Here is a 23699-nt window from a genome sequence, read left to right as displayed (position 1 = left end):
TAATTTCTCCGAAATTAATACAAATCAAAATCCACCCCCGCCACCGCCACCGCCGCCGCCACCTGAAAATCCACCGCCCCCGCTACCGCTGCTGCTGGGAGCCGTAGCAGATGAGCCGAGGGCGTCAGAAAATGAATTGCTAAGATTATCACCAAGGCCCGAAAGTCCATGGCTGTTCCATGATGACCCTGAGTACCAGCCGGGTTGGTAGCCGCGTCCAGGATCATTACCAGCGCCCGAAAGCAGGCCGGCAAATCGCGTACTCCATTCGTGGCCGACATCAAGCGCCAGAGCGTAAGGCAAATAAGCCTCAAAAAGCTCCGGTGTTTCCTTCGGCGGGTGCAGAGCCTCCAGACGATGTTTCTCCGCCACCGAGAGATAAAGTTTAAAACCGTTGATCTGGTCCATCACTCGCCGACCCTTGAGAGTGGGTGCGCGAAGTAGGTTGTGGAAAAACGGAACAAACGCCGCAATCAAGACCATCAGACACGCCGTCGGCAGCGATACCGCGTCTGCTAAAAAGATGAGCCCCGCAACTTCGCCAATCAGGAAAGGGGCAGCAAATAAAGTGTTAACGATCGCGGTGATAACACCCTTGCCGCCGTTGGTAACAGCCTTCCATGTATTAATTGACCTGACGATGAGCCCATAGCAACCCGCTGTCCACCCTGAAACCCATAGCGCCATAAATAGGACCAATTCGTGGTCAGATGACAGACCGGCAATAAACAATACGGTGATTACAGAAAGCACGATGCCTGGCAATAAATAGAGGCGGTTGGTATTGAAGTGGATGGTTTCCAATTCCCGCTTTAATTTTTTCTCCAGAGCCCCCCGAGCTCCACCAATTTTCCCGTGGTTTTCATTGTCCAGCTCTACGGATTGCGCGCCAGAAAACAGTACCCTCGACAATGCCTTTTCACCCGGCGATAAATTAGCCGTGTCGCTTGAAGTTCGAGTTACATAGAAGGTTCCATTATCATCCTCGATCTTGAGTGCCCCTTTTACCGCCATGCTGACAACCGCAGCCGCAAAGACCGTGTTGTCGAATCGCATATTCGAAAGGTAGCGCGACGCCGCCGGTGAAAAACCCTTTGGGGCTTCAAACAACGGAACAATTGGCCCACCGACCAGATCACGACCAACCCGGTTCCAGGCAAATAGGTAATAGGCAAGGACCAAAAGAAGGCCTACCAGTGCAGCGATAATGCTCAGATTTTCTTCGAGCACCTGCGTCGCCTTTTGGGCACCCTTAGGTTCAACGACAAAACCCTTGGGCCACGCAACGGCAATGGTCAGACCTTCACCCCGATTAAGCCGGTTCGTGGTTGAAAAACGGAGACTGCCGTCTAGATCGGTCGTTGCAGAATACGCCTGACCTTTCGAACCCCGCCGACCAGTGTAAGCAGCACTTTGCACAACCTTGGCCCCAGCAGGCAAGTGCACCACGGCCTCTGCCTGACGGATTGGAAATGCCCACCTGTCGCCCGTCACATTCCAATAAATTTCGTCGAAGTCTTTAAAATAACCAATCTGGCGATCCGTTTTGTAGGTCAGTTGGAAAGTATGAACGCCCGGCTTTATGAATTTATCTTTGTTGCCCATGTAAACCCTGGGACCATCGGAACGCTTCTCGACCCAGAAATCAATTGTCTGGCCTTCCCGGGTGACGCCCAGCACTTTGAATCCAGCGCGAACTGTATTGCCCTGACGGTTGGTATACGCTGTCGGAAAGTCACGGTAGATGCCGCGCTTAATTTCCTGGCCTGCGCTCTGCACGGTGATGGTTTCTATGACCGTGACGGTTGAATCCCCATGCACGGATATTTGACTCTCGAAGTTGAGAATTTCTTCTTGCGCGGCGACAGCCCCGCTGGCGCATAGAACCAACGCCGCCCCAAAAAATAATAATTGCACAAAAAATATTTGGCGGAAGGTGCGCATGGCTAATCGAACGATACCGTCGGAACAGCACGAGCCGCTGGATCTTCTAATTCAAAGAATTCAGCCTTTTGAAACTGGAAATGATTGGCGACTAAGTTGGACGGAAATGAATCAATCTGGATATTAAGGTCGCGTACGGCCCCGTTGTAATAACGCCGGGACAGTTGGATTTGTTCTTCCGTCTCCTCCAGAGACCCTTGCAATTCAATAAAATTCTGGTTCGCCTTTAGGTCGGGATAATCCTCGGCAACAGCAAATAATTTTCCGAGCGCCACCCCTAATAGACCCTCAACTTGACTTCTATCCCCTGGTGCACCCGCATTCAGCGACCGGGTACGAAGCTCGGTCACGCTTTCCAGCACTTCCTTTTCGTGGCCGACGTAGCCCTTTACGGTCTCGATAAGGTTGGGAATTAAATTTGCCCGGCGTTTCAATTGGACGTCAATGCCGCTCCAACCTTCTTCGACCATGGTCTTTTTCCGGACCAAGCGATTATAGATCATAATCGCCCAGAGCAGTATCACCCCGACGATGCTCAGAATAATAACGAACGCTTCCATAGTAGGCATTCCTCCTCACTGGCAGAGTTCTGAAGGTAAGTCTGCCAAATCCCTGTTCCTGGCACAACCGCCTAACCTACCTTGCAGCAGGCCTATACCGGCGCTTATATTAGGGCCTTCAAACCGGCGAAAGTCCCTCTATGAATTCTCCGACGACCGACGCTGAAAAGCCTCCGCGCCAATCCTTCGCAGCCCTACGCCACCCTGGCGCCCGCATGTATTTAGTCGGCAGTGCGCTGGCGATGATGGCCGATAACATCGAACACGTGATTACGTATTGGGTGATCTTTCAAAAGTTTCAATCCCCCGCCTTAGCGGGCTTCGCTGTTATTTCACACTGGCTGCCATTTCTTTTATTTTCATTTCTCTCTGGTGCGTTAGCTGATCGATATGACCCCCGGCGCATTGTTCAATTCGGTATGGGCTTGTTCATGATCGCGTCGCTGTGTTGGGGGTATTTGATCTACACCGATACCCTGGAGATGTGGCATGCGGGTGTGTTGTTGATCGTTCACGGATTTGCCGGTGTGTTTTGGGGACCCGCGTCGCAAATGCTGATCCATGACATTGTCGGCGGGGCGCAACTGCAAAGTGGTGTTCGATTGCTGGCAACGTCGCGCAAGCTCGGTATCTTATTGGGACCAGCGATTGGCGGCGGCATGATGTTGTTGTTTGGGCCTGCTTTGGGGCTGCTGGTTAATGTGTTGATCTATTTGCCGCTCACCCTTTGGCTGTGGAAGGCACCCTATGGAAAACATGCCAACGGAGAGAAGTCACCAAGACGTGCACTGCGTGGTTTTGCAGATATCTTGCCTACAATTCGCAGTGTCGCCGGAAATTCGACGATCTTCTCCATGATCTTACTGGTGGGTGCGGCGTCGCTGTTCATCGGCAGCGCCCATCAGGCGCAGATGCCGGAATTCACCCGCGATCTCGGCTATGGACAATCGGGTTTGTATTATAGCGTTCTCCTCGCTGCCAATGCAGCGGGGGCTGTGATTGCTGGAATTGTCCTCGAAAGTGGCAACCTGTTGGAAGCGAAGCCTAGAACAGCCATTATTCTGGTTCTTATCTGGTGCTTCGCCATTGCAGGCTTTGCGATATCGACAAGTTATCCGCTGTCCTTGGCCTTGTTGTTTATCTCAGGATTTATGAACCTTGCCTACAGTTCCATGGCGCAAACATTGGTCCAGCTCAACGCGCCAACGGAAATTCGCGGGCGGGTTATCGGCCTCTACAACATGGCCTTTCTCGGCATGATGACGTTTAGCGGGCTTTCCATCGGCGTCGGTGGCAGCTTTATCGGCATTCACTGGTCGTTGGGTCTAAGTGCCTGCGCCTTGTCGCTCGCCACCGTGGGATTGATGGCCTACGTATCGGCGCGCCAACGGGCTGCGAGCGCCTAGACCGCTGTACCCCCAACAGTCAGGTTGTCGATCTTTGTCGTCGGTTGACCAACACCGACCGGAACCCCTTGGCCATCCTTGCCGCAAGTTCCGACCCCCGTATCCAAGGCCATGTCGTTGCCGATCATCGATACACGGGTCAGCACATCAGGGCCGTTTCCAATTAAGGTCGCGCCTTTGACAGGTACGCCGACTTTGCCGCCTTCGATCATGTAGGCTTCGGTGCAGGTGAAGACAAATTTTCCGGATGTGATATCAACCTGCCCGCCGCCGAAATTCACCGCATACAGCCCCTTATCGACCGAGCCGATAATTTCGTCCGGGTCTTTGTCACCATTGATCATGTAGGTGTTGGTCATGCGCGGAATGGGACTGTGGGCATAGCTTTGCCTTCGCCCGTTCCCGGTCGCGGGTACTCCCATCAGACGCGCATTCAAACGGTCCTGCATATAGCCTGTGAGGATACCATCCTCAATCAACACCGTGCGTTGGGTCGGCGTGCCTTCGTCATCAATGGTCAGCGAGCCGCGACGGTCTGACATTGTGCCATCATCTACCACGGTGACGCCAGGAGACGCCACCCGTTCGCCCATCAGGCCCGCGAACGCAGACGTGCCCTTGCGGTTAAAATCACCTTCCAAACCATGGCCGATGGCTTCGTGCAGCATGATCCCCGGCCAGCCAGGGCCAAGTACCACCGGCATTTCACCCGCCGGTGCGGGCACGGATTCCAAATTAATCAACGCCTGTTGCAAGGCTTTGTCGACTGCACCCTTCCAGGTTTCCGGCTTCAGATATTCATCATAGGTCACCCGACCGCCTGCGCCGAAACTGCCGGCTTCCATGCGGTCGCCTTGTCCAACCACGACGGAAACGTTCAGCCGCACCAAGGGACGGATGTCGCCAGCGCGCTCACCGCCCGGTCGAATGATCTGCACCGCCTGCCAGTTTCCGCTCAACGATGCGGTGACCTGCTGGACCCGTTCATCCTTGCCCCGCGCATAGGCATCAATGTCGGCCATCAGCTTGACCTTTGTCTCAAACGCGACGAGGCCCAAAGGATTGTCGTCAATGTAGAGGCCTTGGTTGGTGCCAACAGGCCCTGCGGCCATCGTCCCGCCATGGCCAGCACTGACTGACTTAACAGTTTCACCCGCACGCTTGATGGCGTCTTCGCTCAGGTCGGAGGCATGAGAATATCCGGTTGTCTCCCCAGCGACAGCCCGTAAGCCAAATCCCTGCGCGGTATCAAAGTTGGCGCTTTTAAGCTGGCCATCATCGAACATTACGCTTTCCGATTGACAGTATTCCAAGAACAACTCGCCATCGTCAGACCCCGCCAATGAGTCCTCAACAATCGCCTCAACGCGATTCTGATCCAACCCCGCCCGCTCAAAAAACAACCCATCCGTGGCTACAAGATTTGACATACATTTTTCCTAACTGAGCTGAGGCCCTAAAAAACTTTGTAAGGATTATAATATGGGAAGGCCCCGGACCCAATACTAGAGAGCGGCGAAATAGGCATGAACAAATAAAAACCGTCCCAGACCTTTCATAGCCCCTCAAGCACGAAAAATATTGAGGGGGATAAAATGCAAGATTTCCTGAGAAGATTTAAACAAATGCCATTCAGGCGGCATCTCGTTTACCTGAACTTGCTCCTGATATTCTGCTATTTGGCGCTAGCGTTAAAAATTTGTTCTACGCCGCCGGGTGGGTGGTAGAGTTCGGACAATGATACCCCGAACAAAAAAATGTTCCTTCAATTTACGTTTTCTATTGACCCTCAACCCTCTTCTCTAGTACATCAAAAACATCGTGGTGATTTGGTCAACCGGCTTGCGGCCACGTAAAACAACTCGCTAAAAAGGTTTCGCGCTGATGACAGCCCTAACCGTATCCCGGTGGGGCTTTTTTTGTTGGTGTTGTTTGAGACCGGGCGAATACAGATGGAGAAATACGATGAGTGACGATAAATCAAAAGAATCATGGCGTCCGGCCACCAACCTAGTTCGGGGTGGCTTAGAGCGATCTCAATTCGGCGAAACCAGCGAAGGGCTGTTCATGACGTCGGGCTATATCTACGAGTCCGCGGAACAGGCCGAACGCGCGTTTAAGCGCGAGGAAGACCGATTTATCTATTCCCGCTATTCCAACCCCACCGTTGCCATGTTCGAAAAACGCATGGCGCTGATGGAGGGCGCGGACTATTGCCAAGCATTTTCAAGTGGCATGGCTGCCATGTTTGCCGCTGTCGCAAGCCCCTTAAAAGCGGGCGACCGGGTGGTTGCATCGCGCGCACTATTTGGGTCCTGCCATTACATTATCGCCGAACAGCTTCCGCGTTTTGGCGTTGAGACGGTTCTGGTGGACGGTCGTGATTTGAATGCGTGGGAGGAAGCATTATCCAAACCCACCAAGGCTGTGTTCTTGGAAACACCTTCAAACCCAACATTGGAAATTATCGACCTGAAGGCCGTCACGGAAATGGCGCACAAAGCTGGGGCGCGAATGGTTGTCGACAATATTTTTGCATCGCCAGTGCTCCAACATCCGTTCGAGTACGGCTGCGACATCATCATTTATTCAACGACCAAGCACATCGACGGCCAGGGCCGGACGATGGGTGGTGCACTACTGACCAATGACGAAGAATTTTTCAATGATGAAATGACTCCCTTCATTCGTCATACAGGCCCGTCAATGAGCCCGTTTAATGCATGGGTGTGCTTGAAGGGATTGGAGACTCTGCCGCTTCGGGTGAAGCATCACTGCGCCAGTACCATTGACGTCGCCGAGTTCTTGGGCGAGCAGAACGGTATTAACCGGGTGATCTATCCAGGCCTGAAAAGTCATCCGCAACACGACCTCGCCATGTCGCAAATGAGCGCGGGCGGGACTGTCGTATCGTTCGAAGTCGCGGGCGGCAAGAAAGGCGCGTTCAAGTTCCTGAATGCGCTGGAACTGATCGATATCTCCAACAACTTGGGCGATGCCAAAAGCCTCGTCACCCATCCGGCAACCACGACCCATTCAAGACTGTCCGATGACGAACGGGCCGAGTTCGGGATCGGCGATGATCTTGTTCGGGTTTCAGTCGGTTTGGAAGATGTCGACGATATTAAGGAAGATCTGGTGCGAGCGCTTAAAGCCTCACAAAGCTAGAAAGATTTGAAGGGTTAGCCCTGCATCCAGGGCAGCCCTTCGACTTTCCAGCCACCAACATGGCCGCGGTGGCCGTCGCTGTCTTTATCGCCTTCAAAGCCCGTGGCAATGTTGTAGCAGGTGGCGTAGCCTTCAGCCGTCATGGTGATGGCTGCGGCTTTGGAGCGTACGCCGGAACGACATAGAAACAGCAGCGGTGCGTCTTTATCAGAAATTTTGGCCGACAGCTCGCCCACAAATTCGGGATTACTTTCCATCGCCGGAAATACTTTCCATTCCAGCAACACAGTCTCTTTGCTCAGACTGGAAATATCGGCTTGGCCGACATAGACCCATTCGGCAGTCGTGCGGACATCAATAAGCACGGCCTTTGGGTCGTCGGCTAAAATCTTCCACGCTTCGGCGGGCATAATATCGCCAGCATAGCCTTCATCTGACATGAGATTTCTCCTACCTCAGGAGGCTATTCTAATACAGCCAGCATATCGGCGACACTGGTAAATTTCTTACGCGGTGCCGGATCGATCGCATTGGCAATTTCCGCTGCGTCGATTTTTTGCCAATCGGCATAACTGACGACACGTACACTGCGCTCTGCCATTAATTTACTCAAACCATCGCGGCCTGCCTTGCCACCGTCTTCGGGAAAGTCTTCATTGATATTATTCGCCGCCATTACACCGTCAGGTCGGTTGGTGGAGATAACACCGCTTGGGCCGCGTTTGATCCAGCCTGCTACATACAGCCCGTCTGACACGCGACCGTCTTCGTTGGGGATGATATTCCAATCGTCGCGGAACAGCGCACCTGGAACAGGGGCCGAGCGATATCCGATGGCCGAAACCACCAGACCACATTCGACATCGAAGGTTTCGCCGGTACCCACGGCCCGACCATCAATGACTTCGGTTTTTTCAAGTCTCAGGCCTTCGACCTTGTCACCGCCCAGAATTTCAACGGGTGACGCAAAGAAATGCAGCCCCAATGTTTTATCCGCACCGCTGGTATCCAACTCGGCAAATTCCTTTAGGGATGTAAGGTTGCGTTCCTTCAGACGAAGTTCCCGCGCGTCCTCAATTTCACCGACATCGTCGGGCAGCTGATCGCCATCAACCACAGGCATGCATTCTTCCAAATGACCGAGCTCACGCAATTCCACGTTGGTGAACTTGGCCTCAATCGGACCGCGCCGCCCATACATGGTGATATTCTTAAGCGATGATTCATTGATCGCGTCCCGCGCATAATCAGGCAGATCAAACTGTGTTAACTCTTCGGGCGAGCGCATCAACAACCGCGCCACATCAATGGCCACGTTGCCATTACCGATCACCGCCGCATTGGTCACGTTAAGGTCTGGGTTAAGGTCGGTGTAATCTGGATGGCCATTGTACCAGCTGACAAATGCCGCCGAACCAAAAACACCTATTTTGTCCTCACCCGGAATATTGGCTGGAGTATCAAGTCCACCGCCGACGCTTAAAACGACCGCGTCATAAAGCGCGTGCATTTCTTCTAAGCTGAGATCGGTACCGAGCTCCACATTGCCAAAATATTCAACGCCGTCAGTAGCTAAAGTTTTCTCAAACTTTTTGGCAATCTTTTTGGTCGTCTGATGGTCCGGTGCAACGCCAGCTCGAATGAGACCAAACGGCGATGGCAGACGCTCGATGACATCAACCTGTACATCACGATCTAATTTTAGGAGGGCATCAGCCGTGTAAAATCCAGCCGGGCCCGCCCCGACAACAGCAATTTTAAGGGGCATATCCGAAAAATCCGTTTTAGTTAATTTTTATGACACTTCCCACGTTGCACCGCTTCGGAGTAACGCGTTGATGTCGTTTACCTCACCTGCTTGTTTCTTGGCGTCTTCCACTTGCGTGACAACGCTCTGTTCGTAACTGGGGGTAGGGTCGCAATATATGACGCCAATGGCAACCGGCATGTGTGGTGGCTCCATCGCCGCCAGCATTGTCGCCACCGTCCGATTTGTTTCGTCATGAACCAAAAGATCGGCCTCAGTTACGCCATTTTCGCCAAGGGTTACGACTTCCAATTCAAGCTCACCCGGCTTAATACGAATGCCTTTTTCACTGTCATTGCCAAAAATCAGCGGCTTGCCGTTTTCAACCAGGACTTGGTTATCTTTGGCTATCGTCTTGTCTGTAATGTGCTTATGAACATCGTCATTATAAACGATGCAGTTCTGCAAAATTTCAACGAACGAAGCACCCTTGTGCTCGTGCGAGCGCTTGAACAAATCCACCAGTTGCTTGGCCTGAGTATCAATGCCGCGCGCTACGAACCGAGCAGAAGCCCCCAATGCAAACACGCCTGCTGAAACAGGGTTTTCGACTGATCCTACAGGTGTCGATGGCGACTTCGTGCCGACGGCTGATGTCGGTGAATATTGGCCCTTTGTCAGGCCGTAAATTCGGTTGTTAAACAAAAGAATGTTTAGATCCACATTGCGGCGCAAAACGTGCAGCAGATGGTTGCCACCGATGGACAACGCATCGCCGTCACCCGTTACAACCCAAACATCAAGATCGGGATTGGCGAGCTTTAGGCCCGTAGCGACTGCAGGGGCGCGACCGTGAATGGTATGAAAGCCATAGGTTTCCATATAATAGGGGAAACGCGCGGCACATCCGATCCCAGACACGAACACCGTGTTCTCTTTGGTGACGCCCATATCCGGCAAGGCACGCTGCATTGCTTTCAAGATTGCATAATCACCACACCCCGGGCACCAGCGAACTTCCTGGTCCGTTGCGAAATCTTTTGCCGTTAGTTTCTCAGGCGATGCGACAACATTCATTTTTATGCCTCCAGCCTCTTACGAATTTCATCTTCGATCTCTGAAATGCGGAACGGTTGACCCGTTACTTTATTCAGCCCCTCTGCCGGCACCAAATATTCAGATCGAAGTAATGTAACCAATTGGCCGGTATTCATTTCCGGTACCATGACCTGTTCGAACCCTCTCAACAATTCGCCCAACCCATTGGGAAGCGGCGACAAATACCGAAGATGGATATGCGATACCTTAAAGCCCTTCGCCCGAAGCGAACTGACAGCCCGGTTAATCGGCCCATAGGTCGATCCCCAACCGACCACCGCCATTTGGCCGGTGTCGTCACCTTCCTCAACGGTCTGGGTCGGAATATCGTCCGCAACACCCGCAATCTTGGCCATGCGCACATTGGTCATGCGTTGATGGTTTTCCGGGTTGTAGGAAATATGGCCGGTATCATAGTCCCGTTCGATACCACCGATCCGATGTTCCAGTCCCGGCGTGCCTGGTATCGCCCAATTACGCGCCAACGTCTTGTCGTCGCGTAGGAAGGGATGAAAGCCTTCCGGGTCGTCCCTAAATTCGACTGGGAACGGCTCAACATCATTAACGTCTGGAAGCCGCCACGGCTCCGCCGCGTTGGCAATATAACCATCCGTTAGAACCATGACCGGTGTCATATACTTTGTCGCAATCCGCACAGCTTCAATCGCGACACCAAATGTATCCGATGGCGAATTCGCCGACAGGACAACAATTGGGCTATCGGCATTGCGTCCGAACACGGCCTGATAAAGATCTGATTGTTCGGTCTTTGTCGGCAGTCCCGTAGACGGGCCTGCACGCTGAACGTTGAGAATAATCAGCGGCAGTTCCACACCAATTGCTAAGCCGATGGCTTCGCCTTTCAAGGCAATGCCCGGGCCCGAACTGCTGGTCACACCTAGGGCACCACCATAAGAAGCCCCAATGGCCGAACATACCGCAGCAATTTCATCTTCCGCCTGAAACGTCACAACCCCATATTGTTTGAGGTTCGACAGCGTATGAAGGATTGGCGATGCTGGCGTGATTGGGTAAGAGCCCAACATAATTTTCAGCCCGGCTTTCTCCGCCCCTGCCAAAAGTCCGTAGGACAAGGCTTCGTTGCCAGTCACAGTCCGGTACGTGCCGGGGACAACTTCCGCCTTCTCGACCGTAAACCCGGTCAATTCATGGTGCAGTTCTGCTGTTTCACCAAAAGCGTGTCCGGCGTTCAACGCGGCGACGTTTGCCGCGATCACTTCTGGGCGGCGCTTGAATTTTTCCTTAAGCCAATTGACCGTCGGCGTACGCCCGCGACCATACATCCAAAAGACCAGCCCTAAGGTCCAAAAGTTCTTACATCGGGATGCTTCCTTGGAACTAAGGCCACATTCTTTAACGGCTTCACCGTTCAGGCGCGATATGTCAATTTCGACAACCCGGTAATTATCCAGACTGCCATCTTCCAGGGGGTTAGTCTCATAACCCGCTTTACGCAAATTGCGCTCGGTAAACGCGCCTGTGTCCAGGATTAAAACACCCCCCGCACGCAGATCACCCAATTCGACCTTCAGCGCTGCTGGGTTCATGGTTACTAAGGCATCAAGCGCATCGCCAGAGGTTTTGATGGTATGCGATCCGAAATTGATCTGGAACGCCGACACCCCAAAAGTGGTGCCAACGGGCGCCCTAATTTCCGCAGGAAAATCCGGGAAGGTCGCCAACTCGTTACCAGCAAGCGCCGTCGCCTGGGTAAACTGACTGCCAGTAACCTGTATTCCATCTCCAGAATCGCCTGCAAACCGAACAATTGCCGCGTCCAGTTTTGTCCGATGCCCCTTTGCAGAATCTTTTACCGCAGAATTAATCGTAGACATAATTTCCTCGTTATCTCGTGACCCCACCAGTGTGCCTGAAACCCTTGGCTTATATGAGAATTTTCTAATTTACACCGCATAATTCCATCCAATTTAAAGGGTCTTTTTCACGCATCTCATCTGGTTAGGTGGCTATATTCCTCTGATGCCGCCAAGGCAATGAAAAAAGGGTTCTTGGCTCACCGGAAGACTTCCCGTAAAAACACACTTATAGGGAAATTGGGGCTAAAATGAGCAACGAAAATTCAAAACTTGATTTGTTAAGCGACCTGTTAGAACGCGCAAAGGCGGCTGGGGCCAGTTCAGCTGACGCCCTTTTTGTCGAGTCGGTATCACTTTCGGTGGCCCGCAGACTTGGAAATCCGGAAAATTTGGAACGCTCTGAAAGTGCTGATTTGGGACTTCGGGCCTTTGTTGGCAATCGCCAAGCCATCGTCTCGTCTTCGGATACATCAGAAAACGCCTTGGATGAATTGGTGAGCCGGGTCGTGGCAATGGCCAAATCGGTGCCGGAAGACCCCTACTGTGGTCTTGCTGACCCAGGACAACTGGCCACAGAAATCCCCGATCTGGATATGTGTGATGATTTGGAACCTGACACTGGGGTCATGGAAGCCTGGGCTCAGGAAGCCGAAGATGCTGCCCGGGCTGTTGAAGGCGTCACCAATTCCGAAGGTGCAGAAGCTGGGTGGGGGAAGTATTCAGTCGCACTGGCCTCCTCAAACGGTTTTGCGCAGGCTTATGCGCGTTCCGGCTCCAGCCTCAGCGTTTCCGTCATCGCCGGTAGCGGCACAGAAATGGAGCGGGATTACGATTACACCAGCGCGGTCTACGCAACAGACATGATGGGGGCGCAAGAGATTGGTCGGTCTGCCGGTGAAAAATCCGTCCGTCGATTGAACCCGCGCAAGGTTGAAACCGGACAAGTCCCAGTTGTCTATGACCCTCGGGTATCGCGTAGCATTGTCGGTCATTTGGCAGGTGCTGTTAGTGGGACTGCTGTCGCGCGCGGCACAACATTCTTAAAAGACAGTCTGGACCAGGAAATTTTCCCCACATCAGTCAACATCATCGATAACCCCTTACGCACGCGGGGGCTGAAGTCGAAACCCTTTGATGGCGAAGGCCTGGCGACGAAGCCTGTTAACATTATCGAAAATGGCAGATTGACGACCTGGGTCATGGACCTCCGCTCGGCCCGACAATTGGGGCTTGAGAGCACAGGACACGCATCGCGTGGTACCTCTGGCCCGCCGTCGCCGTCGACGTCTAATCTTTACCTGGAGGCCGGCAGTGAAAGCCCTGCTGCGATCATCGAAAACATCAAGGCCGGCTTTTACATCACCGAACTGATCGGCTTCGGCGTCAATCAGGTCACAGGTGATTACAGCCGTGGGGCGAGTGGCTTCTGGATTGAAAATGGAGAAATCACCTATCCGGTCAGTGAAGTCACGGTTGCCGGCAAGCTAAAGGATATGTTCGCCAATATTACACCTGCCGATGACCTGGAATTCCGCTATGGTACAGACGCACCGACACTTCTGATTGAAGGCATGACGGTTGCCGGGATATAGGCGATTGATTAGGCTGAACAATTGGCTTTCTTGTGATTAGGTCGAACAATTAGCATTCGTGGCAACAAAGGGTAGCGCGCCTTGGATAACCAGACTTCCACCGTCGCACTGATGGGTCGGCTATGGCGTGAGGCCATCCGCTTCTACAAAGGACGGCTCGCGCTTGCCATGGTCTTTATGGCGGTGATGGCCGCTGCCACAGCAATGAGCGCCTGGCTGATGGAGCCGGTTGTGAATGACATCCTGATCGCCCATGACAAAGACATGCTGTGGCTTGTCGGTGGCGCAATCTTGGCGACCTTCCTGATCAAGGGTGTCGCGAATTATATCCAGGGCATCATTATGAGCCACGTCGGGCTCAGAATTATCGCTGACATGCAAAATCGTCTTTACGGCCACTTGGCTGGAATGGATCTGGCATTTTTCCACAGCGAAAAATCCGGTGCCCTCATGTCTCGGTTTACTGTCGATATTAATTCCATGCGTACTGCTGTATCCAATGCGCTGACGGCATTCGGCAAAGACACATTGACCCTGATTGGACTGATCGGCGTGATGTTCTATCAGGATTGGCAGTTGGGGCTGGTCTCGTTCATAATTTTTCCGGTTGCCATTTATCCAATTGCTCGCCTGGGCCGACGGATGCGAAAAGTCACCGCGAACACACAAGAGGAAATGGGGCTGTTCACCACCCTGCTGCAACAAACTTTCCAGGGAATTCGAGTGGTTAAATCTTACAATATGATCGACTACGAAAAAGATCGGATCGCTGATCTGGTTGATCGAATTTTCAGACTCAATATGAAATCTGCCAGCACCCGCCTGTTGTCGAGCCCGATCATGGAAACCTTGGGCGGGGTCGCGATTGCATCGATCATCGTCTTCGGTGGCAATCAGGTCATTGAAGGACAGACGGATTCAGGATCGCTGGTATCGTTCATCACTGCATTGCTATTGGCCTATGAGCCGATGAAGCGATTAGCCAACTTGAACGCCAGTGTTCAGGAAGGTCTGGCTGGCGCACAACGAACGTTTGACCTACTTGATATCCAAGCGGCAATTACCGAACCTGAGGGGGCCAAAGAACTTAAGGCAGACAATGGTCATGTTCGGCTCGAAAATGTGGAATTTTCCTACAACAGTGATTCGGCGACCCTCCACGGTGTGACCATCGAGGCATTACCCGGCAAGACCGTGGCGCTTGTTGGTCCCTCGGGGTCTGGCAAGTCCACGGTTCTTAATTTGATCCCAAGGTTCCATGACGTGAGCACGGGATCCGTAAGCATTGATGGCCAAGACGTCACCGGAGTCACCTTCGCTTCGTTACATGGTTCTGTTGCTCTGGTCAGCCAGGAAATTACTTTGTTCGACGATACAGTCCGCGCGAATATTGCCTACGGCCGGGCTGGTGCCAGCGAGCAGGAAATTATTGAGGCTGCTCGGAACGCGGCCGCTCATGATTTTATTACCGAATTGCCTGCCGGCTACGACACCGTTGTTGGGGAACAGGGCGTTAAATTATCTGGCGGCCAACGCCAACGCCTGGCCATTGCGCGCGCGATGTTGAAGAACGCGCCAATCTTGCTACTGGATGAAGCGACTTCTGCCCTGGATACAGAATCTGAACGCCAAGTCCAAGCAGCCTTGAATGAATTGATGCAAGGACGGACGACCTTGGTCATCGCTCATCGACTTTCGACTGTGGTCGATGCTGATATAATTTATGTGCTTGAACAGGGCCGTGTGGCTGAGTCTGGAACCCACCAAGAACTCATGGCAAAACATGGTGCCTACGCCCACCTATATGCGCTGCAATTTAGCGATGCTGACGCTGCATCTGAGCAAAACGCTCAAGTCGCTCAGGCTTAGGTCATGTGCTCACAAATGGTGATGAACTGTGATCGATTTAGAAGGCGTTTCGTTAGGAAAGTGGCCGAAAGCGGGGGCCACCCCCCGGTGAGACCTCTTGACGCATCGAAACGCCTTCTAAATCGACCCTTTCAGGGCGTGGCTCTTTTTGCCCCTGATCTGCGTTGTGTCGTCAGTTGTGATGCGCAAGCATCACGCCTTCCTAACGCCTTATCAGAGAACAAAAATAGACACGTCACAGTCAACACCATTTGTGAGCACATGACCTGACATGGCCAAGCCCCTAAAGCGACTCCTGCAAAGTACCGCCGTTCAAATTTTGGCGTGTTGGCTGGGGGCACAATACATTCGATTGGTCGCGGCCACGTGTCGGTGGGAAATAATTCGCGGCGAAATTCCGACCCCGTTTTGGGATAAGGGCGAACCGTTTGTACTGTGTTTCTGGCACGGTCGCTTGTTGATGATGCACAAGTGTTGGCGACAACCGCTGCCCATTCACATGCTGATTTCGCAACATCGCGACGGGCAACTGATTTCCCGCACCGCAAAATATATTGGTGTTAGCTCCATCATTGGTTCATCAAATAAAGGCGGTGCCGAAGCCATCCGCAACATGCTAAAAATTTTCCGCAGCGGGGAATGTATTGGCATTACACCGGACGGCCCCAGAGGACCCCGCATGCGGGCCATTGACGGTGTCATCAACATTGCTCGTCTGGCCGACGCGACGGTTATTCCGGCAACCTATTCTGTTAAGCATCGCAAAGTTTTAGGATCCTGGGATCGCTTCATCGTCCCCAGACCTTTCTCAAAAGGGGCGATTGTTTGGGGTCAACCGATTCGCGTTCCTCGCGACGCTGAACCTGATGATGTTGAAAAATATCGCTTGCAGATCGAAGATGAATTGAATGCCATCTGTGATGAGGCCGATGCGCTGTGTGGGCAACAACCCATCGAGCCTGCCCCCATAGAGGCGCAACCGTCATGATGCTCGGCCTTTACAATTTGACAGCGGCACTGGCATCCCCAGTCATTTGGCTTTACCTAAAACGTCGTAAGGCCCAGGGCAAGGAAGACCCCGTTCGATTTCCAGAACGCCTGGGTATTACAAAAATTCCCCGTCCAGATGGTCCGCTGATTTGGCTTCACGGGGCCAGTGTGGGCGAAGCGATCTCCCTGCTGCCCTTGATCGAACGGCTGCAACAGGCCAGAACCGATGCCACGATCTTAATGACCACGGGCACAGTCACGTCGGCACGGCTGATGGAAGATCGGATGCCCGCCGGGACGATCCACCAATTTGTGCCGGTTGATCGCCTGCCCTATGTGCGACGGTTTCTGGATCACTGGCAGCCTGATCTCGTACTTTGGGCAGAATCAGAATTCTGGCCCAATCTCGTGAGAGAGCCTGCTTGGCGTGGCATTCCCATGGTCCTCGTCAACGGGCGTATTTCGGAAAATTCCTTCAAAGGCTGGCGGCGCTTTTCTGGAACCATGAAAAAATTGTTGTCCGGTTTCTCCCTGTGTCTGGGACAAACCAATACGGATGTCGAACGCCTAACCGTATTGGGGGCACCCGTTGCCAAGTGCCGGGGAAATCTAAAATTCGCCGTCCCGCCTTTGCCTGTCGATGAAGCTAATTTAGCTGCATTGAAAAAGGAATTGGGAGACCGGCCCCTATGGTTGGCGGCGAGCACCCACCAAGGCGAAGAAGAAATTGTTTCCAAGGTTCACACCCAAATCGCAAAACACCATCCTGGACTGTTAAGCATTGTTGTTCCCCGACATGCAACGCGCGGGGAAGAAATTTCCCAAGCCCTTTCCACCTCTGAGCTAAGTATTGCAAGGCGGTCTCAATCAGATGCTGTGACCGCAGAGACAGATATTTATATCGCCGATACGATGGGCGAGTTGGGTTTGTTTTTCCGCCTTGTAAAGGTCGCCTTCATGGGGAAATCTCTGGTCCCGCTGGGCGGGCAAAATCCTTTGGAAGCGATGCGGCTTGATTGCGCTGTGGTTCATGGTCCGCACATGACCAACTTTGCTGATATCGTGCGGCGTATGGGGTCAGCAGGGGCCAGCATCGAAGTTTCTGACGCGACGGCGTTAGCTGAAACCGTTGGTCGGCTTCTGGCAAACGAAAAAGAAATTACGGGCCTCGCCGCAATAGCCAAATCTTTCGCCGAAGCGGAAGAACATGTCTTGGACGATGTCATGGTTGAGTTGAAACCATTCTTGGCCAATCTCTCTGATAAGGACAAATCCGATGCAAGCGCCTAATTTCTGGCGCGGGCCGGGTCCGTCTGTGGCATCCCTTCTGCTCAGCCCCGCAGCGCATATATATGGATTGCTTGGACGCATTCGAAATAATTTTTCCGTCCCCTGGCGCGCCTCTGTGCCCGTAATCTGTATTGGTAATTTAGTCGCGGGCGGAGCGGGCAAAACGCCCGTTGTTCTAAAACTTATCGACATGCTCAAACAGCGCGGCATTAAACCCCACGCCTTGAGCCGAGGGTATGGCGGCACGCTGACCGGCCCCATGCAAGTCGACCCCAGCCGCCACAATTACAGAGAAACCGGCGACGAACCTTTGTTGCTTGCAAAACACGCCCCGACCTGGATTGCCAAGGATCGTGTTCTAGGTGCCCAAGCGGCAACCGAGGCTGCAACAGATGCTGAAGCAATTATCATGGACGACGGCTTCCAAAATCCCGCGTTGGCCAAGGACCTATCCCTGGTCGTGGTCGATGGCAACTATGGCTTTGGCAACGGGCACCTAATTCCGGCAGGCCCTTTGCGGGAATCTATCAAGGACGGGTTAAGACGCGCCCATGCGGTGGTGTTGATCGGCGCGGACTCTGCTGGCGTAGAAGATAGCATCCGCCAGCACGGCCGCGACGACCTGCCGGTCCTGCGCGCCACCATCAAACCCGGCCCAGAAGCCGACGCTCTCAAAAGACAAACCGTCCACGCTTTCGCCGGGATTGGCGAGCCAGAAAAATTCTTCCGCACCTTGGAAGACCTCGGTTGCACAGTCGTAGCGCGAACGCCTTTTGCCGATCACCACCCTTACAGTGCTGCTGAAATAGAAGCTCTAAAGACCGACGCACGCCAACAAAATGCAGTTCTGGTGACAACAGAAAAAGACGCTGTGCGGGTGCCGGAAAATGTTCGAGACGGGATCAAAGTCTTGACAATCACCCTCGAATGGGACGACGAAGCAGGGGTGAATAAGCTTCTCGACCAATTGGAATTCGATGGCCGCTAGAACGCCTTTTGACCGCGCACTTCGTCATCGTCTGTTTTATCCTTTGCAGGCGGTGCTGGCGTTCGTCTTGTTTGGCCTCATCCGCATTATGCCGCTTGGCTTTGCCTCAGGGTTGGGGGGGTGGCTGGGCCGCAGCTTAGGCCCCTGCTTAAAGCTTTCCGAGCAAGCACGAAGAAATCTCGAAAAAGCGTTCCCAGAAAAATCGCCTGCTGAAATAAAGACAATTCTCTATGAGATGTGGGACAACTTAGGACGGACCCTCTTCGAGTTCCCCCATCTCGACCGGCTGAAATTTTATCAAACCGGCAGTCCGGTGGAAGTCATTGGCGCTGAGCATATTGAAAAACTCCGCGACGACGACAGGCCCGGACTTTTTTTTGCTGGGCACTTGGGAAATTGGGAAATTGCGGCTTTGGGCGTCATTCACCGTGACCTGCCAATCCATCTTATTTATCGCGCGCCGAATAATCCGCTGGTGGAAAAGCTCTATCATCACCGCCAACCCGGCGAAGGCGAACTGCTGCCCAAAGGGGCCGAGGGAGCGCGCCGCGCCATTAAACTGTTGAAGGACGGCGCACATCTGGGAATCCTCGCCGACCAAAAAATGAACGATGGCATCCCCGTGCCCTTCTTCGGTCGCGACGCCATGACCGCCCCCGCCTTGGCACAGTTCGCGCTAAAGTACGAATGCCCCGTCGTCCCCGTCCAAGTCGAACGCTTAAAAGGCGCAACCTTCCGCATCACCTTCTATCCCCCAGAAGAATACAAACCCACCGACGACCGCCCCCAAGACGTCGCCCGCATCATGACCAGCGTCAACGCGCGTCTAGAAAAATGGATAAGGCAAAATCCTGCGCAGTGGTTGTGGCTGCATAATCGGTGGCCGGATTAGGGTGATTTGCTGAAGAAGAAACTACTCAAGTAATTTCATTGTTGTCGCGATCGCGCCTAGTCGTTAACGCGGCTTGATAAGTCTCTGATCCTGTCGGTCAGGTAGACAATCCAATATTTTATGAATTCATGGCTCTCGTCCAATTGACGTTTGATATCTTCTGGACCGACAATAACAACTTCCGATTCTTCGATAGCGATCGCAGTGGCACTTCGCGGCGAACCGTCGATCAGCGCGAGTTCGCCAAAAAGCTGGTTGGGAAGAACTGTCGTTAATAGAACATGCTCTCCATTTTGATTCGTTGTAATTCCAACCTTCCCTGCCTTCAAAAGATACGCATTTTCTGCACCGTCACCTTCTCGGAATATAACGGTATTCTTAGAAATGATTTTCCTACTAAGAATTTTTGTATCTTTGCGCTTTTTTATCATAGATCATTCCAAATGAATTAGCCCTATAAGTTCCAGCGTGATCTTAGCCAATCTTAGGTCTTTAAGTTTGGCGGCAACCTTCGTTCTGTATAATTGATCAATACTTTATACAGACCGTTTAAGAATACATCCAGTTCCGTCAAACCTTTCTGATTGTTGAATTCGCGGACCAAATTTAAGGCGAATGAATCCATGCGTCGTGTATCCGCATCATCTGGTCGGCTCTCCATCATTTCAAAAGGCAAAAAACTCTGACAGTAAGAAATTAAGAACTGAAGAGCTTCGCGTCTAAAGTCATCAAGATCTTCGATACGTTTCAGCATTTCAATTCGGTGGCAACAAATTACATCCGTTTCTCCCACGGCGTAAGCAGATGCCATTCGGTTCATGTCCGATATCACGCCCATCTCACCAAAGATTTTCCCGGGTCCCACAATATCGATTTCTTTGTTGGCTCCCTTCACAGATTTTTCAATTCGGATTTCTCCCGTCCTTATGAGATACGCCTCGCCGGCGCGATCACCCTCGGAGAATATCTTCTCCCCATCGGTGAAGGTCCTTTGTTTATAGCTCCCTTTCATTTTAATCTCCTGACGATGCGATGTTGGCGTCTGCACTGAATAAACTGGGATATTGTAGCCTAGAAGAAAAATAGGATACCATTCGTAAGGTCGTCAACGTTTGGAAACTCTACGATGCAATTGAATATCGCGCAGAAAATATTCGGGATCGCGATTGTAATCTTGGTCTTAATGGCCACCGTAGCTATTTTTTCGATCAGATTGACCGCAGATATCAGCCGTGAACTTGACGACGTTGCGGGCAAACAATTGCCCCTTAGTGATACTATAGGCCGAATCAATGTTCGAATCCTTGAACAAGGTTTGTTATTACAGCGGTTGTTCGCATTGCCCGAGGAATCGCCGCAAGCCATTTCCCGAATTAAAATTTTGGTCAAAAATATAAATGCCGATTTTAAAATAGCCCGAAAACTATTTTTAGCCGAAGAAAAATTAGACCACGTGCCGCCATCGATCATACAGTTGCGCGGTGCTCTGGACGACGTTGCGCGTGAGTATAGCGAATTGGAACAACATAGTTTTAATCTTCTCGACCTCCATAAATCAGGTGAAATTGTAGCATTTGAAGCCTTATTGCCTCACCTTAACAAGCAGCAGAATGCCGTTGACCGAGAGATCAATGAGCTGCGTCGTCATGTGGAGATCATTGCTGATGAGGCCGTTAAACGGGCAGATGCAGACGAAAAATTTCTGCTTTTGTTTAATGCCGGATTAACAGCGCTTTCAGCTATGTTAGGCCTTGGGTTTGCCGCCTATGTTACGTTCGTGTTGGTGCGTAATATTCGAAATTTAGTCCGTGCTACGGAAGAGGTGGAAGGTGGGGATTTGGATGTTGAAGTCCCGGTCGTCACTCAGGACGAAGTCGGTAAATTGACCGCCTCATTCAATGGCATGGTAGATGGCCTCAGAATGAAAGAGAGGATCAAGGATACCTTCGGAAAATACATGGACCCTCGTATCGTGGCGGAACTTGTTGAGAGCCCCGAATTGACCCAACTGGGGGGTGACCGACGGGAAATGACCGTCATGTTCATTGATCTTCAGGGGTACACGTCGATCTCTGAAATCTTGCCGCCGGATGATCTGGTTCGCATGCTCAATATGTTCTTGGGCCGCATGACAGATGCCGTTTCTGACAACACGGGCGTGATTAACGATTTTTTAGGTGACGCCGTCATGGCCTATTGGGGCCCACCGTTTACGGCAAAGGACGAACACGCCTCCCTCGCGTGCAAAGCAGCGCTTGAAGCAGTAGAAAATTTTGAGCGATTTAAGGAAGATGTCGTGAAGGATTTTGGCGCGCAGGCCGAAGGCTTAGAACTCAACATGCGCATCGGAGTCTCGTCGGGCGAAATGGTTGCCGGCAATATTGGTTCAGTTGCATCCAGGAAATATTCGGTGATCGGAGATCCGGTTAATCTGGGTGCGCGGCTTGAGGGCGCTAATAAGAACTATGGCACCCGAATTATTTTATCCGAACGGACCCGCGACTTGGCGGGTTCGGCCGTTCATGTTCGCGAACTTGACCTTATCCGCGTCAAGGGCAAGACCGAGCCCACGCGAATATTTGAGTTGCTCCCACAGGAACCTGCAGCTGATCGCTTCTATGACGGCCTGACGGCTTATCGAGCCCAAGACTGGGAGAGCGCCTTGCGTGAATTTCAATCCTGCCTTACCTCAGCCCCCGGTGATCCCGTCCCCACCGTTTTTCTAGAACGTATTTCTCTCCTGAAGGCCCAACCCCCTGGCTCGAATTGGGACGGTGTCTGGGAATTTCAGACAAAGTAGGACGGAGGCGCACGCCGCACCAAATACGTCGTCCATATCATGACCAGCGTAAACGCGCGGCTTCTCTGGATGAGAGGTGGGCTATTTACCGCAAGAGGAATTAAACGTTAGGTCGATTGCGAAAAGCTATAAAATTTCCACATCAATCAAAACTTTGCGCGCCGTCGATGGCGGTGATTGCGATCTTGGCGACGGCGAGGTCTTCTTCGCCGGTGGCAGAGCCAATGCCGATTGCGCCGATGACGTGGCCATCGACAATAATCGGTAGCCCGCCGAACAAGTTCACGCGCTGGCCCTGACTGGCCATTTGAAGTTTGATCTCGTTCCCGACGTTCCCAAAACCGGTGGGCTTCCCGAAAGACGCTGCCGTCCGCGCCTTGGCGATAGCGGAGTCGATGGATTGGGTAAACGCGCCGTCCATGCGCGTAAAGGCCAAAAGATGGCCGCCCGGATCGACGATGGCGATGCATTCGGGCACGCCATCCAATGTCGCTTGTTCGACAGCCTTTTCAAGGACCTTGAAGGCCCCTCCATTCGTTAGCTTCAAAAACGGTTTGGTGTCCGCCATTTACGTCTCCTTCTACAAATACCCGCCACACACAAATCACACCGTCCGGTGAAAGATTTGTAGCCTTAGTCGACCGTAGTCTCTAACTTTAACCGGTCACAACAAAGTTTCGATAGAAAAATACTTGAGCATACCCACATAAGATTTAGGTATTAAATTATAAGTTAAACGAATGGGCTGGCGTTTCTCAAAACCAGCATCCCGAGAATTTTGAAGGAGCAAGCAATGTTGGCAGTAATGGGGGCATTGGACGAGGAAGTCGCGCATTTACGCGACGATATGAAAATCACCGATGAGACGGAACATGCTGGCATTCAAGTAACGCATGGGTCCTTTAAGAACGTTGATATCGTCTTGGCCAAATCTGGGATCGGCAAGGTTAACGCAACCATTTGCACACAGATGTTGATCGATCTTTATAAGCCAACGTCAATGCTGTTCAGCGGGGTTGCCGGCGGACTTCTTCCAAACATGCGGGTTGGTGATGTCGTCGTTGCCAGCCATTTAATCCAATATGATATGGACCTTACTGCCTTCGGTCGCCGCCATGGTGAATTGCCCGGCCGGGATCGATTGATCGAGTGCGACCCGGTCATGGTGCAGGAAGCAGGAAGCTCTTTTGACACGGCGTTTCCTGATCCGGGTGTCGGTCCAAATTTGATGCTTGGCACTATTGCGTCTGGTGACAGATTTATTCAGGACCAGAAAACATTGCGCTGGTTACAACGAGAATTCTCGGCCCTTGCGACAGAGATGGAGGGCGCTGCCTTCGGCTATACCTGCCATCTGAACGAGGTGCCGTTTGTTGTTATCAGGGGGCTCTCAGATACAGCGGACCAAAATGCGTCTGATGATTTTAGCGCCAACCTTCATATTGTGAGCCTCAACATGTATCCGTATCTTGAACGCCTAATTCCGGCACTTGGGGCAAACATCGACTCAAACTAGC

At 52.3% G+C, this 23699-nt stretch carries 20 protein-coding genes and 1 riboswitch; of the genes, 10 read left to right on the top strand and 10 right to left on the bottom strand.

The window, feature by feature from the left end; all coding sequences use genetic code 11:
• Window positions 1-24: 24 nt before the first annotated feature.
• Both HOM51_14015 and HOM51_14010 read right to left on the bottom strand, forming a co-directional pair.
• Window positions 25-1917, bottom strand: coding sequence for a DUF2207 domain-containing protein (locus tag HOM51_14015; protein MBT5035624.1), 1893 nt, complete (start codon window positions 1915-1917; stop codon window positions 25-27).
• A gap of 29 nt (window positions 1918-1946) precedes the next feature.
• Window positions 1947-2504, bottom strand: coding sequence for a LemA family protein (locus HOM51_14010; protein MBT5035623.1), 558 nt, complete (start codon window positions 2502-2504; stop codon window positions 1947-1949).
• Window positions 2505-2644: 140 nt separating this feature from the next.
• Between HOM51_14010 and HOM51_14005 the strand changes: the two genes are divergently transcribed.
• Complete coding sequence (locus HOM51_14005) at window positions 2645-3910, top strand: MFS transporter (protein ID MBT5035622.1); 1266 nt, start codon at window positions 2645-2647, stop codon at window positions 3908-3910.
• On the opposite strand, the gene tldD is transcribed toward HOM51_14005, so the two are convergent.
• Window positions 3907-5340 carry a metalloprotease TldD gene (gene tldD / locus HOM51_14000; protein ID MBT5035621.1) on the bottom strand — a complete coding sequence of 478 codons (1434 nt, stop codon included), beginning with the start codon at window positions 5338-5340 and terminating at the stop codon, window positions 3907-3909. The genes HOM51_14005 and tldD overlap by 4 nt on opposite strands.
• A 381-nt stretch (window positions 5341-5721) precedes the next feature.
• A riboswitch (SAM riboswitch) is annotated at window positions 5722-5800 on the top strand.
• A gap of 75 nt (window positions 5801-5875) precedes the next feature.
• Here tldD and metZ point away from each other — a divergent pair.
• On the top strand, window positions 5876-7078 hold the full coding sequence (gene metZ, locus HOM51_13995; GenBank protein ID MBT5035620.1) for an O-succinylhomoserine sulfhydrylase: 1203 nt from the start codon (window positions 5876-5878) through the stop codon (window positions 7076-7078).
• A 14-nt stretch (window positions 7079-7092) separates the two neighbouring features.
• On the opposite strand, the gene HOM51_13990 is transcribed toward metZ, so the two are convergent.
• The 4 genes from HOM51_13990 to HOM51_13975 are packed head-to-tail and all read right to left on the bottom strand — an operon-like array spanning window position 7093 to window position 11779.
• A complete protein-coding gene (locus HOM51_13990; protein MBT5035619.1) occupies window positions 7093-7518 on the bottom strand; it encodes a rhodanese-like domain-containing protein in 426 nt (141 codons plus the stop codon).
• A gap of 23 nt (window positions 7519-7541) precedes the next feature.
• On the bottom strand, window positions 7542-8846 hold the full coding sequence (locus HOM51_13985) for an FAD-dependent oxidoreductase (GenBank protein MBT5035618.1): 1305 nt from the start codon (window positions 8844-8846) through the stop codon (window positions 7542-7544).
• 27 nt (window positions 8847-8873) lie between these two features.
• The gene (locus tag HOM51_13980) at window positions 8874-9902 is read right to left on the bottom strand and encodes a 2-oxoacid:ferredoxin oxidoreductase subunit beta (GenBank protein ID MBT5035617.1); all 1029 of its coding nucleotides are present in this window, start codon (window positions 9900-9902) and stop codon (window positions 8874-8876) included.
• A gap of 2 nt (window positions 9903-9904) precedes the next feature.
• Window positions 9905-11779, bottom strand: coding sequence for a 2-oxoacid:acceptor oxidoreductase subunit alpha (locus tag HOM51_13975; protein ID MBT5035616.1), 1875 nt, complete (start codon window positions 11777-11779; stop codon window positions 9905-9907).
• 230 nt (window positions 11780-12009) lie between these two features.
• On the opposite strand from HOM51_13975, the gene HOM51_13970 reads away from it, so the two are divergent.
• From HOM51_13970 to HOM51_13945, 6 genes are all read left to right on the top strand, one after another.
• Window positions 12010-13353: a TldD/PmbA family protein gene (locus tag HOM51_13970; protein ID MBT5035615.1), complete on the top strand. Its 1344-nt coding sequence runs from the start codon at window positions 12010-12012 to the stop codon at window positions 13351-13353.
• A 111-nt stretch (window positions 13354-13464) separates the two neighbouring features.
• Window positions 13465-15222 carry an ATP-binding cassette domain-containing protein gene (locus HOM51_13965; protein ID MBT5035614.1) on the top strand — a complete coding sequence of 586 codons (1758 nt, stop codon included), beginning with the start codon at window positions 13465-13467 and terminating at the stop codon, window positions 15220-15222.
• Window positions 15223-15493: 271 nt separating this feature from the next.
• Window positions 15494-16210 carry a lysophospholipid acyltransferase family protein gene (locus HOM51_13960; GenBank protein MBT5035613.1) on the top strand — a complete coding sequence of 239 codons (717 nt, stop codon included), beginning with the start codon at window positions 15494-15496 and terminating at the stop codon, window positions 16208-16210.
• Entirely contained in the window at window positions 16207-17502 is a 1296-nt protein-coding gene (locus tag HOM51_13955; protein ID MBT5035612.1) for a 3-deoxy-D-manno-octulosonic acid transferase, read from the top strand. The genes HOM51_13960 and HOM51_13955 overlap by 4 nt, the downstream gene beginning before the upstream one ends.
• A complete protein-coding gene (locus tag HOM51_13950; protein ID MBT5035611.1) occupies window positions 17489-18490 on the top strand; it encodes a tetraacyldisaccharide 4'-kinase in 1002 nt (333 codons plus the stop codon). The genes HOM51_13955 and HOM51_13950 overlap by 14 nt, the downstream gene beginning before the upstream one ends.
• Window positions 18480-19382: a lauroyl acyltransferase gene (locus tag HOM51_13945; GenBank protein MBT5035610.1), complete on the top strand. Its 903-nt coding sequence runs from the start codon at window positions 18480-18482 to the stop codon at window positions 19380-19382. Before HOM51_13950 ends, HOM51_13945 begins: the two co-directional genes overlap by 11 nt.
• 56 nt (window positions 19383-19438) lie before the next feature.
• On the opposite strand, the gene HOM51_13940 is transcribed toward HOM51_13945, so the two are convergent.
• Both HOM51_13940 and HOM51_13935 read right to left on the bottom strand, forming a co-directional pair.
• Complete coding sequence (locus HOM51_13940) at window positions 19439-19813, bottom strand: cyclic nucleotide-binding domain-containing protein (protein MBT5035609.1); 375 nt, start codon at window positions 19811-19813, stop codon at window positions 19439-19441.
• A 53-nt stretch (window positions 19814-19866) separates the two neighbouring features.
• Complete coding sequence (locus tag HOM51_13935; GenBank protein ID MBT5035608.1) at window positions 19867-20394, bottom strand: cyclic nucleotide-binding domain-containing protein; 528 nt, start codon at window positions 20392-20394, stop codon at window positions 19867-19869.
• A gap of 114 nt (window positions 20395-20508) precedes the next feature.
• Between HOM51_13935 and HOM51_13930 the strand changes: the two genes are divergently transcribed.
• Window positions 20509-22182: a HAMP domain-containing protein gene (locus tag HOM51_13930; GenBank protein ID MBT5035607.1), complete on the top strand. Its 1674-nt coding sequence runs from the start codon at window positions 20509-20511 to the stop codon at window positions 22180-22182.
• 142 nt (window positions 22183-22324) lie between these two features.
• Here HOM51_13930 and HOM51_13925 read toward each other — a convergent pair whose 3' ends face one another.
• Window positions 22325-22750 (bottom strand): heme-binding protein, encoded by a 426-nt coding sequence (locus tag HOM51_13925; protein ID MBT5035606.1) that lies wholly within the window; start codon window positions 22748-22750, stop codon window positions 22325-22327.
• Between the two features lie 225 nt (window positions 22751-22975).
• Between HOM51_13925 and HOM51_13920 the strand changes: the two genes are divergently transcribed.
• Entirely contained in the window at window positions 22976-23698 is a 723-nt protein-coding gene (locus HOM51_13920; protein MBT5035605.1) for a 5'-methylthioadenosine/adenosylhomocysteine nucleosidase, read from the top strand.
• Window position 23699: the final 1 nt, after the last annotated feature.

It is taken from the genome of Rhodospirillaceae bacterium (genome assembly GCA_018660465.1).
GTDB lineage: Bacteria > Pseudomonadota > Alphaproteobacteria > Rhodospirillales > JABJKH01 > JABJKH01.
Note: the sequence above shows the minus strand (reverse complement) of the source record. Positions and strands in the feature narration are given on the sequence as shown.

Excerpts from the sequence above, each read along its gene's own strand:
- HOM51_14010 (MBT5035623.1), bottom strand. The coding sequence starts at position 2,504 with ATGGAAGCGTTCGTTATTATTCTGAGCATCGTCGGGGTGATACTGCTC.
- HOM51_14005 (MBT5035622.1), top strand. The coding sequence starts at position 2,645 with ATGAATTCTCCGACGACCGACGCTGAAAAGCCTCCGCGCCAATCCTTC.
- tldD (MBT5035621.1), bottom strand. The coding sequence starts at position 5,340 with ATGTCAAATCTTGTAGCCACGGATGGGTTGTTTTTTGAGCGGGCGGGG.
- metZ (MBT5035620.1), top strand. The coding sequence starts at position 5,876 with ATGAGTGACGATAAATCAAAAGAATCATGGCGTCCGGCCACCAACCTA.
- HOM51_13990 (MBT5035619.1), bottom strand. The coding sequence starts at position 7,518 with ATGTCAGATGAAGGCTATGCTGGCGATATTATGCCCGCCGAAGCGTGG.
- HOM51_13985 (MBT5035618.1), bottom strand. The coding sequence starts at position 8,846 with ATGCCCCTTAAAATTGCTGTTGTCGGGGCGGGCCCGGCTGGATTTTAC.
- HOM51_13980 (MBT5035617.1), bottom strand. The coding sequence starts at position 9,902 with ATGAATGTTGTCGCATCGCCTGAGAAACTAACGGCAAAAGATTTCGCA.
- HOM51_13975 (MBT5035616.1), bottom strand. The coding sequence starts at position 11,779 with ATGTCTACGATTAATTCTGCGGTAAAAGATTCTGCAAAGGGGCATCGG.
- HOM51_13970 (MBT5035615.1), top strand. The coding sequence starts at position 12,010 with ATGAGCAACGAAAATTCAAAACTTGATTTGTTAAGCGACCTGTTAGAA.
- HOM51_13965 (MBT5035614.1), top strand. The coding sequence starts at position 13,465 with ATGGGTCGGCTATGGCGTGAGGCCATCCGCTTCTACAAAGGACGGCTC.
- HOM51_13960 (MBT5035613.1), top strand. The coding sequence starts at position 15,494 with ATGGCCAAGCCCCTAAAGCGACTCCTGCAAAGTACCGCCGTTCAAATT.
- HOM51_13955 (MBT5035612.1), top strand. The coding sequence starts at position 16,207 with ATGATGCTCGGCCTTTACAATTTGACAGCGGCACTGGCATCCCCAGTC.
- HOM51_13950 (MBT5035611.1), top strand. The coding sequence starts at position 17,489 with ATGCAAGCGCCTAATTTCTGGCGCGGGCCGGGTCCGTCTGTGGCATCC.
- HOM51_13945 (MBT5035610.1), top strand. The coding sequence starts at position 18,480 with ATGGCCGCTAGAACGCCTTTTGACCGCGCACTTCGTCATCGTCTGTTT.
- HOM51_13940 (MBT5035609.1), bottom strand. The coding sequence starts at position 19,813 with ATGATAAAAAAGCGCAAAGATACAAAAATTCTTAGTAGGAAAATCATT.
- HOM51_13935 (MBT5035608.1), bottom strand. The coding sequence starts at position 20,394 with ATGAAAGGGAGCTATAAACAAAGGACCTTCACCGATGGGGAGAAGATA.
- HOM51_13930 (MBT5035607.1), top strand. The coding sequence starts at position 20,509 with ATGCAATTGAATATCGCGCAGAAAATATTCGGGATCGCGATTGTAATC.
- HOM51_13925 (MBT5035606.1), bottom strand. The coding sequence starts at position 22,750 with ATGGCGGACACCAAACCGTTTTTGAAGCTAACGAATGGAGGGGCCTTC.
- HOM51_13920 (MBT5035605.1), top strand. The coding sequence starts at position 22,976 with ATGTTGGCAGTAATGGGGGCATTGGACGAGGAAGTCGCGCATTTACGC.